The following is a 12,802-nucleotide window of genomic DNA, read 5'->3' on the forward strand; positions in this document are numbered from 1 at the left end:
CTTCTGTATTTAGAAAGTTTTTAACATCGTTATCGGAACTTGCCTTGTTGATTAACGAAGAATTATCTCGTGTCGCAAAGAATGATGCTAGCGGTGTTGTAGCGCCGCTTTCTTTATATTCGTTAACGAAAAGATCTACCAAACCGGTATTACTCGTTTTAGTTTTGTTAATAGCGGATGCCAATGCGGCGTTGAATTTTTCATCTTTCGGATTGCCAGCAAGATTGCTAACAAGTTCGTCCAATGAAATCTCCATCGTTACGTTCATCCCACCCTTTAGGTCAAGACCTAAAGCGAGCTCGTATGATTTCGCTTCGCGATAGGTAAACTTCGCTATTCCTAAATTATAAACTTCTTCACCTGCCATAGAATCCAAATACGCTTTTTCTAAGGCCATATCGCCTTTCGCATAGTTGGCAGCATCTCGTTCTACCTTTCGTGTAACAAATGTGAATGATAAGGAGTAGAGGCATGCTATTGATACCGCTATCACCAAAAATTTAATCAGCCCTTTACTCTGCATTTTCTGTTATTCGTGAATTTATTCGTTATAGTATATAATTTTACTTTCGATTTAGCTTAACAATAAGTAGCCAAGATTCGCAAAGGTATAAAAATTTTGTAGAATCAGAAGATAATTCAGATTATATACGAAGAAAAAACTGAGATCGAAATTTCGAATTTGTACCAGCAAAAAAAAAGGTCTATATCGATTTGATATAGACCTTAAAAAATGCGATTTTAAACTTAATTAAGCGTGAATTTGAAGCCTAAAGAAAAACGAGAAGGTTCAAAATCAGAATTGTGTGACAGGTTCCACCATGGTTTCCAATCGAAGTGAAATGCTAATGGTGCTGCAGGTATTTTATATTCCAAACCTGCTGCTGGACGAATTGCGAAAAATGTTTCATCATCCGGACCATAATCAACAAAACTAAGTTGAGGTCCTACGCCTACATACCAGCCCAAACCATTAGTGCCTTGAATTTGTTGATTGTATGAGTAATCTGCACCGATGGTTATAATGTCATCCCCGAATAATACTTGGGCGTTACCAGCATTGGCTCCCCCAAACGAATGTTTTATTTGAGGACCAACCAGTGTTTCTCCGTCGCCAAGATCAACACCCAGCCCAATTGCCGTGTTATACGGAGTCTGCGCTTTAGCTTCTTGAGTACCAATAGCGATGAAAGACGCAGCTAAGAGAGATAAGAATACTTTTTTCATGTCTAAATATAATAATAGTTTTGTTTTATCGATTTTCGATAAGACGTTTAAAAACGTAAAATAAGCAAATATATTGCCAAGTTTCTATTAGTTTTAATAAAATGTAGAATTATATTTTTCATTTCCGTGTCATATGGCAACAAAAAAGTTAATTCTTTGATAAAATCCAAAAAAAAACTTAATTTTGCCTGGCAAATAGAAACTCCAAAGATATTTGCCATATGGAACTAGATCCACAAAAATTCGTAGCTGAAGGTCTTACCTACGACGATGTTTTATTAATACCAGCATATTCTGAAATCCTGCCTCGTGATGTTGACACGAGTACTTATCTTACACGAGAGATTAAGATAAATATCCCGTTAGTTTCGGCGGCGATGGATACTGTTACGGGTGCTGATTTAGCTATTGCAATCGCGCAAGCTGGAGGGATAGGGATGTTGCATAAAAACATGACTATTGAACAGCAGGCTGCCGAGATTCGCAAAGTAAAGCGTTCTGAAAGCGGGATGATTCAGGATCCGGTTACGCTGAAAGTCGATGCGTTAGTTGGTGATGCGTTTAAAATTATGAAAGATCATAAAATAGGCGGTATTCCAATTATAGACGAATCAGGGAAATTGGTAGGGATCGTTACTAATCGAGATCTAAGATTTCAGAAGGATATGCGTATGCCGATTAGCGAGTTGATGACAAAAGATAATTTAGTTGTCGCTCCCGAAGGGACAGATCTAATCCAGGCTGAGGAAATATTGCAAAATGAAAAAATCGAAAAACTTCCGGTCGTTGATAAAAATGGAATTCTAAAAGGACTGATTACCTTTAAAGATATTCAGAAGTATAAACATTATCCTAATGCAGCCAAAGATAGCCACGGTCGTCTTCGGGTAGGAGGTGCAGTTGGCGTTACCGGAGACACGTTGGAACGCGTCGCAGCATTGGTAAAAGCAGGGGTGGATGTAGTTACGATTGATACAGCGCACGGCCATTCTAAAGGTGTCATTGAAAAACTAAAAGAGGTAAAAGCTAGTTTTCCTTCCTTACAGGTGATTGTTGGTAACATTGCAACAGGTGCGGCGGCAAAGGCCCTAGCTGATGCAGGAGCTGACGCTGTAAAAGTCGGAATCGGTCCTGGGTCTATATGTACAACTCGTATTATAGCGGGAGTCGGCGTTCCTCAGCTTTATGCAGTCTACGAGGTTTCTAAAGCATTAAAAGGAACGGGAGTTCCGGTAATCGCTGATGGCGGTATAAAACAAACAGGGGATATTGCCAAAGCGATAGCCGCTGGTGCAGATACGATAATGGCAGGGTCGTTATTTGCCGGCGTAGAAGAAGCTCCCGGTGAGACGATAATATACGAAGGGCGTAAGTTTAAATCATATCGGGGCATGGGATCGCTAGAGGCAATGGAAAAAGGCTCGAAAGATCGATATTTCCAAGATGTGGAAGATGATATTAAAAAATTAGTTCCCGAAGGAATTGTGGGGCGCGTTCCATATAAAGGGACTCTGTCAGAGGTTGTGTATCAGTATATCGGTGGCTTGCGCGCATCGATGGGGTATTGCGGAGCCCCTACAATCGAACGGCTGAAGGAAGCACAATTTGTCCGTATTACCGGAGCTGGCTTGCGCGAGTCTCATCCCCATAATATCTCGATTACTAAAGAAGCGCCAAACTACAACAGTCGCGGATAATCTGAAGTAGACTTCAATTTGATATACCGAGATATTTTCGTTAGATTGCTCTTTCACAAAAAAAAATAAACTATGGGAAAAGGCGATAAAAAAACTCGAAAAGGTAAAATTATCAAAGGATCTTATGGCAAAAAAAGACCTAGAACGTTACCGAAGAGAGGAGTAAAACCAGCGGTGAAGGAAGAAACTGCTGAGTAGTATAATTCTTGAAGAATCAAGTTTAATGACAATAAAAAAAGAGTAGGTATTCCTACTCTTTTCTTGTTAAAACCAATATGTTGCTATTTTAAATTGTTTATATCCTGCTGTTCACGGAGTTGGTTTACATTGTTTTTATCTGCGAATTCGTCGGTTTTTTGTTGGAACGATTCGAGGATCTCCTTGATTGCATCGGAATTTTCTGCGGTTCTTTGATAAATATCGGGGATTGTCTTTTCGATGGTTGAATCACCAAGTTCAATATTATCCACTTCTATCTTACCAATCTTCTCTAAAACTGCCTGTTGGCTATTTCTGACGTCTTCGAGTTCCCTCGCTATTTTCGCCATTAAATCAAATTTCTTTAGTTTATCCATAGTCGTCTTATCGTTTTAGTACAATATTAATAACGATGGTAAGTTGAATTTGTTTTAAAAAGATGTTATGTGTATTGATAGAGGTCGCTCGATATGTGGTTGTTTATTGAGGATGTTAACAACTAAACACCTCAAATTTTATTGTGATTTGAGGTGTTTAGTTGTTAATAAATAGTTCACGAAGGGTCGCAATGGCAATCGTAGTCTAATCTATTTTTCCTGGATATAATTCTAGGGCTTTTTCTAAACAAATAAGCGCATTTTTTAGCTCTTGCTGATTTAAAACATAGGCTAGACGCACCTCGTTTGTTCCCGCGCCTGGCGTGCTATAGAACCCGGTAGCCGGAGCCATCATAACGGTTTGATTTTCAAAAGAGAATTCTTCAAGCATCCATTGACAAAATTTATCAGCGTTGTCGATTGGGAGTTTGGCAACTACATAAAAAGCCCCTCCGGGATTGGGCGAATACACACCATGGATAGCGTTTAATCCCTTTACTAATGTATCTCGGCGCGTAGTGTATTCTGTTGAGACGGCCTGGAAATAACTATCCGGCGTATCAACTGCGGCTTCTGCAGCAATTTGTCCTTCTAACGATGGACTTAACCTTGCTTGTGCAAACTTTAATGCGGTTTGATATAGTTCTTTATTTTTTGTGATAAGACACCCAATTCGGGCTCCACAAGCCGAGTAGCGTTTAGATACTGTATCAAGGACAATCACATTTTGTTCTAGACCATCTAAGTGCATAGGAGAAATAAATTCCCGCTCGTCGTAGCAAAACTCACGATACGCTTCATCAGACAGAAGGTAAAGGTCGTGTTTGATACATAGATCTTTAAGTGCGTTCAACTCCGGCTTTGAATATAAATACCCCGTCGGGTTGTTGGGATTACAAATGGCTATTGCTTTTGTTTTTGGTGTGATTAATTTTTCAAATTCACTAATCGCTGGAAGAGCGAATCCCGTTTCAATACTTGAAATGATGGGTTTTACAACAACACCTGCGCTACAGGCAAACCCGTTATAATTCGCATAAAATGGTTCTGGAATAATGATCTCATCTCCAGTATTCATACAAGCTTGCATAGCAATAGTGATGGCCTCAGATCCACCATTTGTAACGAGAATGTTGTCCGGATGAATATTATAGTTTATCTTGTTGTAGTATTCAGTCAGTTTATTTCTATAAGACGCAGTTCCTTCGGATGGCGTATACGCCCACACTTTGAAATCTATGTTTTTAAGTGCATTAAGCATAACTTCCGGCGTCTCAATATCAGGTTGACCAATATTAAGGTGATAGATTTTTTTACCTTCTTTTTTTGCTTTATCCGCAAATGGAGTAAGCTTTCTAATTGGCGATGCTGGCATCGCTACGCCTCTTTCTGATATTTTTGGCATCTTAGTTTGTTTTTTAGAATTGTTCTGCAAAATTAGTAAAAAGAATAAGATCAAGGGTGGTAAAATGCGACGATATGAGGACAGCGTTCCATGTCATACCGCTTGTAGGTACAATCCGATAGTTTGTACGTGCAGTAGATCACAACAGAGCTTAAACAAAAACAGGACTATCGATCGCGATAGTCCTGTTTTCAACACCAATGGTGAAATATTATTGTACGTTACCTTTTACCGTAAGCGTTTTAACAGGTGTTTTAGTGTTGGACTTAACAGTGAATTGCTTAGTAAATGGTCCTTTCGCTGCAGCATTATATGTAACGGTAATAGTCCCAGATTCTCCCGGTTTAACAGGCGTTTTTGTGAATTCGGCAACAGAACATCCGCATGAAGGTTTTACTTCGCTGATAATGATTGGGGCATCTCCATTGTTTGAAAATTTAAAATCATATGAAGCAGGCTGATTTTGCGGGATTGAACCGAAATCATGGGCTTCTTTTTCAAACTTAAATTCGCCTATAGCTAACGTCATTGACGTGAACCCAATAACCGCTATAAATACCGTCAACATTCCTAATATCTTCTTCATCATATTTATTTTAATTATACGTTATCTCTTCAAAAGATACGCCAAAAATACCACATATAATGTCGTTTTTAGCTTTTCGCTCCTATTTAGACAAAAATATTACAGTACCTTTTGTTAGATAATCCCTTCCTTTAGTAGATCTTGTATGTGGATAATTCCTTGATATTGATTTTCTTGCATGACTACCAACTGAGATATGTTAAATTCCCGCATTTTATGTAGAGCATCCACGGCTAATGCCTCGCGGTCGATTGTTTTGGGATCTTTAGACATGATATCGCGCGCAGTTAAATCGTTAAGATCTTCATATTTCTCTAACATGCGACGCACGTCGCCATCCGTTATGATCCCGATTACCCGTCCGTTTTCAATTACCGCAGTAGCACCAAGTCGATACTTTGTAATTGTAATGATCAAATCTCGTATTCGGGCCTCGGCTGACACTTCCGGTTTACCATTGTTGTCCGAAAGATCTTTAACTTTTAAGTATAATTGTTTTCCTAACGCTCCGCCGGGATGATATTTTGCGAAGTCGCGGTCCGAGAATTGACGACAAATTTGGAGGGAAACGGCAATCGCGTCACCCATAGCTAACTGCGCTGTCGTGCTTGTTGTGGGGGCTAAATTGTTAGGACAAGCTTCGCGCTCCACGGTGGTATCCAGTATGAAATCCGCATTTTGTGCAAGAAAGGAGGTTACGTTTCCGACCATGGCGACAAGCGTATTTCCTTTTTGTCTTAAAAAAGGGACAAGAACTTTGATCTCTGGGGTGGTGCCACTTTTTGACAAGGCAATTACCAAGTCATCATTCTGTATTATTCCAAGATCGCCGTGTATGGCGTCAGCCGCGTGCATAAAAATTGCAGGAGTTCCTGTTGAATTGAAAGTAGCGACCATCTTTTGCGCTATGATCGCACTTTTTCCTATTCCCGTAACAATGACCCTCCCTTTGAGTGTGAAGATGCGCTCCACAACCTGAACGAAATCGTTGTCAATTAGTTGAGTTAGATTTTGGATAGCATTAGCTTCGAGTTGCAATGTTTCAATCGCCGTCTTTTTAATGTCGATGTTGTGTATCACAGAAATAATGTCTATTTTTATATTAGAATACTGCAAAAGTAAGTTTTTAAAACTCAAATGAGTAACAGGTCCATCTAATTTTTTGCCCTATAGTCAATGGAAATAGAAAAATCACTATTTGACAATTTACAAGAATTTTTCGGCTTTGATAACTTTAAAGGTGATCAGGAAGCAATTATCACAAATATCCTAGATGGGAAAGATACGTTTGTGATTATGCCTACCGGAGGCGGGAAATCAATATGTTATCAATTGCCAGCTTTAATGAGTGAGGGTACAGCGATAGTAATTTCGCCGCTAATCGCATTAATGAAAAACCAAGTGGACCAACTTCGTGCCTTTGGGGGAAACGAAAGTATCGCGCACTTCCTTAATTCATCGCTGAATAAGGGTGAGATTACAAAAGTAAAACAAGATGTTTCTTCGGGTAAAACGAAGTTATTGTATGTGGCGCCGGAATCATTGGCGAAAGAGGAGAATATACAATTCCTAAGACAAATAAATGTTTCTTTTGTCGCTGTGGATGAAGCTCATTGTATTTCGGAATGGGGACATGACTTTCGCCCAGAATACCGTAAGATCAGGCAAGTCATAAACGGTATAGGCGATGATATCCCAATAATTGCCCTTACAGCGACTGCGACTCCCAAGGTGCAGTCTGATATACGGAAGAATTTGCAAATGACTGACGCAACACTGTTTAAGTCTTCGTTTAATCGTTCAAATTTATACTATGAGGTTCGAACAAAGAAAGATGTTGTAAAGGAGATCGTCAAATTTATTCGACAAAACGCTGGTAAGACTGGTATTATCTATTGTCTTAGTCGGAAGAAGGTTGAGGAAATTGCAGAAGTGTTAAACATCAATGGAATTAAAGCGTTGCCTTATCACGCTGGTCTTGATGCGAAAACACGTGCAGATACACAGGATAAGTTTTTAATGGAAGACGTGGAAGTGATCGTCGCGACTATTGCTTTCGGTATGGGGATCGATAAACCCGATGTTCGCTATGTTATTCACCATGATATTCCGAAATCGATGGAGGGGTATTATCAAGAAACAGGTCGTGCGGGAAGAGATGGTGGAGAGGGATATTGTCTAGCATTTTATTCGGAGAAAGATGTCGAGAAACTGACGAAGTTTATGAAAGATAAACCGGTTTCAGAACGAGAAATAGGTACACAAATCTTAAAAGAAGTTATAGACTACTCCGAGTCATCCGTTTGTCGCAGAAAGCAGATTTTGCATTATTTCGGTGAACAGTTCGATGAAATGGGCTGTAATAATATGTGTGATAATTGTAGGGAAAAGAAAACTTATTTTGATGCTGAGGAGTCAATACTTCAAGTCTTAAATTTCATCAAAGAAGAGGGGCATAAATTTGATGATCATCATATTATCAACGTATTTATTGGCCAAAACAATCAACCTATTTCCTCTTATAAACATGACCAGCATGTGTTGTTTGGTTCCGGAAAACAATTGGGGATAAACTATTGGAACTCACTGATACGTCAAGCAGAGCTTGCGAATTTTATAAAGAAGGACATTGATCATTACGGTTTACTTAATTTAACAGAAAGTGGAAAGAAATATTTAGCAAATCCCTATCCGATTAAGTTCATCCTTAATAAACCGATGGAGAAAGCTACGGATGATCGTTCTGAGATAATGCCACATGGATCAACAGCCGTTGACGTGACGTTACTTAAGATGTTGAAAGACCTGCGTAAGAAACTTGCAAAGCAAAAATCATTACCGCCGTTCGTCGTCTTTCAAGACCCTTCTTTGGAAGAAATGTGTACCCACTATCCAGTCAGCATGGATGAACTGAAGCAAATTCAGGGTGTCGGCGGAGGGAAGGCCGTGAAGTTTGGTAGTCCGTTTGTGGAACTGATAAAGCAATATGTAGCGGATAACGATATTGATCGTCCGCAAGATATGGTCGTAAAAAGCACTGCAAACAAGTCGGCTTTAAAAGTATCGATAATACAAAATATAGATCGAAAAATCGGACTAGATGATATCGCATTATCTAAAGGAATAAGTTATGAAGACTTGCTCAAAGAAGTAGAATCTATTGTGAACTCCGGAACAAAACTTAATATTGGGTATTTTGTAGATGAGATGATTGATAGTGATCGTCAGGAAGAAGTTTATGATTATTTTCGAACTGCTGAGGTTGACTCCATCAAAGAGGCATTAAACGAGTTGGGCGAGGAAGATTATACCTTTGAGGATATTCAACTTATGCGTATAAAGTTCATGTCAGAACTAGGAAATTAAATAAAACATATATGATTCATACTTATTTGCCAAATATTAAAAATGCTGATTCTTCACAGTTTTTTCTTATGGCAGGTCCTTGCGCGATAGAAGGAGAAGAAATTGCCCTTCGTATAGCTGAGCGCATCGTGAAAATTACAGATAAATATAATATTCCGTACATATTTAAAGGATCCTATCGTAAAGCCAATAGATCCCGCGTAGATTCGTTTACGGGCATAGGCGACGAAAAGGCTTTGAAAATATTAGAAAAGGTTGGTCAGACGTTTGGGGTGCCAACAGTGACTGATATTCATGAAAGCCGTGAAGCAGCAGTTGCGGCGGCTTATGTCGATGTCTTACAGATACCCGCTTTTTTATGCCGACAAACCGAACTTTTAGTCGCCGCAGCGCAGACTGGTAAGGTAATCAATATTAAAAAAGGTCAATTTCTTTCCGCAAGCTCTATGAAATTTGCGGTGGATAAAGTAAGAGAATCAGGAAATGACAAAGTTTTCCTGACCGACCGAGGAAATACATTTGGATACCAAGATTTAATTGTTGATTTTCGGGGTCTGCCGGAGATGCGGTCTTTTGATGTTCCAACGGTTATGGATTGCACACATTCTCTGCAACAACCAAATCAGGTGTCTGGAATTACAGGAGGAAAGCCAGAATTAATTGAGACGATAGCAAAGGCCGCAATTGCTGTTGGAGCTGACGGATTGTTTATTGAAACACATCCAGATCCAGCTAACGCTAAGTCTGACGGAGCAAACATGCTTCATCTAGATTTGTTAGAAGGGCTAATCGAAAAGTTGGTGCGTGTTAGACAGGCAATTTTATAGTGAAGACATTTTGATAAAATTGAGGTCTAGACATGATTTTCTAGGCCTTTTTTTGTCGATCGTATTTTTGGAAATATATGATAGATTTTTTAGGCGAGTTTGTTCACGCTTAAATTGATTTTTACTATTATAAATTAAATTTGAAGCAAAAGGAGGTAATATGGATTGGTTGTATGGCCCATGGCCTTGGTACGTCGGCGGAGCAATTGTTGGTCTGGTAATGATTTTCCTGATATGGATGGGTAAAAGTTTTGGGTTCTCGTCGAATTTTCGTACCATTTGTTCTGCATTAGGAGCCGGTCGGACTTGTGCTTTTTTCGATTTCAATTGGAAAGCACAGAAATGGAATTTGTTATTTCTCTTAGGTGCCATCATCGGAGGTTTTCTTTCTGCATATATAATTCCGAATCAGAGCATGCCGGATATTTCACCAACAACTATTGAACGGCTACAATTGCTTGGCATAACAAGTGGTGGTGAAAGTTATTATCCTACAGAGCTGTTTGGTATTTGGTCTTTCAAGAATGTATCATTATTGATTCTCGGGGGAATATTGGTTGGTTTTGGAACTCGATATGCAGGAGGGTGTACTTCGGGGCACGCCATTTCTGGCTTAAGTGACTTACAGCTCCCGTCTCTGATTGCTGTAATCGGTTTTTTTATCGGAGGATTGTTTATGGTGCATGTATTATTTCCTTTAATATTTACCATATGAGAGCTATAATATATATACTGTTAGGACTAATTTTTGGAGTCGCTATGTACAAAGGAGAAGCAGCCTCCTGGTTTAGAATTTTCGAAATGTTTAACTTTGATTCTTTTCATATGTACGGCTTTATAGCAACTGCACTGCTTGTGGGCTTGCCCGCAACACAATGGTTAAAGCGGAAAGGAAAAGATATTGATGGTCAAGAAATCCGTATATCCCCCAAAAGTCGTTCGATTACGCGTTATTTGTTTGGAGGTATATTGTTCGGTTTGGGATGGGCGCTGGTTGGTGCATGTCCAGGACCTATTTTTGTATTGATCGGCGCAGGGGTGAAGGCAATGCTTCTCGTTGCTATTTCTGCAATTCTAGGAACTTATTTATACGGGCTTTTAAGTAATAAATTACCACATTAAGCTGAAATAATAGTATTAACTGTCGGACTTATGATGATTGTGGGATATGTCTTAGCCATTCTAGTAGGTGTCACATTGGGACTGGTAGGAAGTGGTGGGACAATCCTTACCGTGCCCATTATGGTGTATTTAATGGGGGTGGATCCTGTTTTGGCCACGACATACTCGTTGTTTGCAGTTGGCGTCACTTCGCTTGCGGGATCAGTTCAAGGCATATATACCCGGGAAGCAGATTTTAATAAGGTGTTTTTGTTTGGACTACCGTCGCTTTTGATGGTGTTTGTGACGCGTAGCTATATATTACCTCTCGTACCGGAGGTCATTATTATTGGCAACTGGAGATTTGCGCAGGAGTTTGTGCTTATGGTATTATTTGCATGTGTCATGCTAATCTCGGGGGGCATGACAATTCGTGGCGCTAGTACAAAAATGGATCAAGTATTGCTGGTAGGTAAAAATAATGCTGTTGTTCTGATGATCCAGGGTCTTTTCGTAGGACTTGTGACAGGTGTCGTTGGAGCTGGAGGCGGTTTTCTGATTATTCCGGCATTAGTAAATTTTTATGGAATGCCGATGAAGCGGGCAGTGACCACCTCATTGGTAATTATTTCTATAAATTCATTTTTTGGTATCTTGGGCGATATCGAAAAATTTCCAAGATTCGACTGGTCTATTCTTTTAGGATATACTTTATTGGCGATCATTGGAATATTTTTTGGACTTAAAGCAAGCGCTAGAATCCATGGTCGTAGCTTGCGTAAAGGATTCGGGTGGCTCCTAATGTTGGTTGCTTTATATATAATCATACGAGAAGTATATATAGAGCAATAATCATGAGAAACCTCCATGTGCGTGAGTTTTTTTTAAAATGTAATTGATTTTAGATGTTCTTTCAAAATGTATATGATCAGAGCTTAGCTCAAGCAAGTTATTTTGTCGGTTGCCAAGATAAGAGGGAAGCCATCGTTATCGATCCCAAGCGGGACATTGAATGTTATTTGGAAATAGCAACGCGACATAATTTGCGTATCACCCATATTATTGAAACCCATATCCACGCTGATTTTTTGGCAGGTACGCGAGAGCTTGCCGCAAAAACGGGTGCCCAAATATATCTTTCAGATGAAGGTGGTGAGGATTGGCAATATCAATACGCCCATCAAGGAGTCCGGGATGGGGACGTGGTTAAGGTTGGGAATTTAACGTTGCAGGTGATGCATACACCGGGACATACCCCTGAAAGCATTAGTTTACTGCTTCGTGATCATCCTTCTAGTGATGAACCTGTCATGATTTTTACCGGTGATTTTATCTTTGTAGGTGACGTCGGAAGACCAGATCTGTTAGAGGTGGCAGCTGGCGTTCAGGGCAGTAAAGAGGAGGGAGCACACGCACTCTTTGAATCGTTGAAAAAATTCATAGCATTGCCCGATTATATTCAAGTTTGGCCAGGGCACGGCGCTGGATCGGCATGTGGCAAATCTTTGGGAGCAGTCCCTAATAGTACTGTTGGTTATGAAAAGATTCGAAATTGGGCTTTGCAATTCGGCGATGATGAAGAGGGGTTCATAGCTGAGCTCCTTGCCGGGCAACCTGAAGTTCCCACGTATTTTGCAAACATGAAAATCTGGAATAAACAGGAGCGGCCTTTGTACTTTGTTCCTACCACGTTTACCCAATTTCAGACAGCGCAGGTCGCGGGCCGAGAAGATATTATTTTGCTTGATACGCGAGATAAGAAGGAATATGCGTCGGGTCACATTTTGGGATCGATAAATATTCAGCATAAAAAAAGCATGGTGAATTGGGCTGGTTGGATGCTTCCATACGATAAACCATTTGTAATTATTGCACCGAAAGAACAGCAACACGAAGTTGCTAGAAAGCTTTCTCTCATTGGAATGGATAACATCGTTGGTTTTGTACCGGATATTTTTGATTCTGCATTAACCAAAGTAGATTTAGTAGATGATGTAATAGTTTCCGATTTGAAGGAT

The 12,802-nt window shown here is 39.8% G+C and carries 13 protein-coding genes and 1 pseudogene; 8 read left to right on the forward strand and 6 right to left on the reverse strand.

The features are described from left to right. Together HP439_RS13810 and HP439_RS13815 are read right to left on the reverse strand one after the other, a co-directional pair. A pseudogene (locus HP439_RS13810) lies at nucleotides 1–523 on the reverse strand (protein translocase subunit SecDF); the annotation flags it as partial. A 224-nt stretch (nucleotides 524–747) separates the two neighbouring features. Further along, nucleotides 748–1,227, reverse strand: coding sequence for a hypothetical protein (locus HP439_RS13815; protein ID WP_172390930.1), 480 nt, complete (start codon nucleotides 1,225–1,227; stop codon nucleotides 748–750). Nucleotides 1,228–1,448: 221 nt separating this feature from the next. Here HP439_RS13815 and guaB point away from each other — a divergent pair, with 221 nt between their 5' ends. Next, nucleotides 1,449–2,924 (forward strand): IMP dehydrogenase, encoded by a 1,476-nt coding sequence (guaB, locus tag HP439_RS13820; protein WP_172390931.1) that lies wholly within the window; start codon nucleotides 1,449–1,451, stop codon nucleotides 2,922–2,924. A 72-nt stretch (nucleotides 2,925–2,996) separates the two neighbouring features. After that, a complete protein-coding gene (locus tag HP439_RS13825; RefSeq protein ID WP_172390932.1) occupies nucleotides 2,997–3,122 on the forward strand; it encodes a 30S ribosomal protein THX in 126 nt (41 codons plus the stop codon). 83 nt (nucleotides 3,123–3,205) lie between these two features. On the opposite strand, the gene HP439_RS13830 is transcribed toward HP439_RS13825, so the two are convergent. From HP439_RS13830 to HP439_RS13845, 4 genes are all read right to left on the reverse strand, one after another. Further along, on the reverse strand, nucleotides 3,206–3,499 hold the full coding sequence (locus HP439_RS13830) for a hypothetical protein (RefSeq protein WP_172390933.1): 294 nt from the start codon (nucleotides 3,497–3,499) through the stop codon (nucleotides 3,206–3,208). 205 nt (nucleotides 3,500–3,704) lie between these two features. Continuing rightward, nucleotides 3,705–4,904, reverse strand: coding sequence for a pyridoxal phosphate-dependent aminotransferase (locus tag HP439_RS13835; protein WP_172390934.1), 1,200 nt, complete (start codon nucleotides 4,902–4,904; stop codon nucleotides 3,705–3,707). A 211-nt stretch (nucleotides 4,905–5,115) separates the two neighbouring features. Continuing rightward, nucleotides 5,116–5,493 (reverse strand): DUF1573 domain-containing protein, encoded by a 378-nt coding sequence (locus tag HP439_RS13840; protein WP_343043550.1) that lies wholly within the window; start codon nucleotides 5,491–5,493, stop codon nucleotides 5,116–5,118. Between the two features lie 111 nt (nucleotides 5,494–5,604). Beyond that, nucleotides 5,605–6,567 carry a KpsF/GutQ family sugar-phosphate isomerase gene (locus tag HP439_RS13845; protein WP_425501371.1) on the reverse strand — a complete coding sequence of 321 codons (963 nt, stop codon included), beginning with the start codon at nucleotides 6,565–6,567 and terminating at the stop codon, nucleotides 5,605–5,607. Nucleotides 6,568–6,666: 99 nt separating this feature from the next. On the opposite strand from HP439_RS13845, the gene recQ reads away from it, so the two are divergent. The 6 genes from recQ to HP439_RS13875 all read left to right on the forward strand — a co-directional run. Next, complete coding sequence (gene recQ / locus HP439_RS13850; RefSeq protein ID WP_172390936.1) at nucleotides 6,667–8,856, forward strand: DNA helicase RecQ; 2,190 nt, start codon at nucleotides 6,667–6,669, stop codon at nucleotides 8,854–8,856. Between the two features lie 11 nt (nucleotides 8,857–8,867). After that, a complete protein-coding gene (gene kdsA, locus HP439_RS13855) occupies nucleotides 8,868–9,683 on the forward strand; it encodes a 3-deoxy-8-phosphooctulonate synthase (RefSeq protein WP_172390937.1) in 816 nt (271 codons plus the stop codon). A gap of 160 nt (nucleotides 9,684–9,843) precedes the next feature. Next, a complete protein-coding gene (locus HP439_RS13860; RefSeq protein ID WP_172390938.1) occupies nucleotides 9,844–10,398 on the forward strand; it encodes a YeeE/YedE family protein in 555 nt (184 codons plus the stop codon). After that, entirely contained in the window at nucleotides 10,395–10,805 is a 411-nt protein-coding gene (locus HP439_RS13865) for a DUF6691 family protein (RefSeq protein WP_172390939.1), read from the forward strand. The genes HP439_RS13860 and HP439_RS13865 overlap by 4 nt, the downstream gene beginning before the upstream one ends. A 30-nt stretch (nucleotides 10,806–10,835) precedes the next feature. Then, on the forward strand, nucleotides 10,836–11,636 hold the full coding sequence (locus tag HP439_RS13870; RefSeq protein WP_172390940.1) for a sulfite exporter TauE/SafE family protein: 801 nt from the start codon (nucleotides 10,836–10,838) through the stop codon (nucleotides 11,634–11,636). A gap of 53 nt (nucleotides 11,637–11,689) precedes the next feature. Next, nucleotides 11,690–12,802 (forward strand): MBL fold metallo-hydrolase (locus HP439_RS13875; protein WP_172390941.1); only part of this gene is annotated, 1,113 nt, incomplete at its 3' end.

Source organism: Sphingobacterium shayense (assembly GCF_013179575.1).
GTDB lineage: Bacteria > Bacteroidota > Bacteroidia > Sphingobacteriales > Sphingobacteriaceae > Sphingobacterium > Sphingobacterium shayense.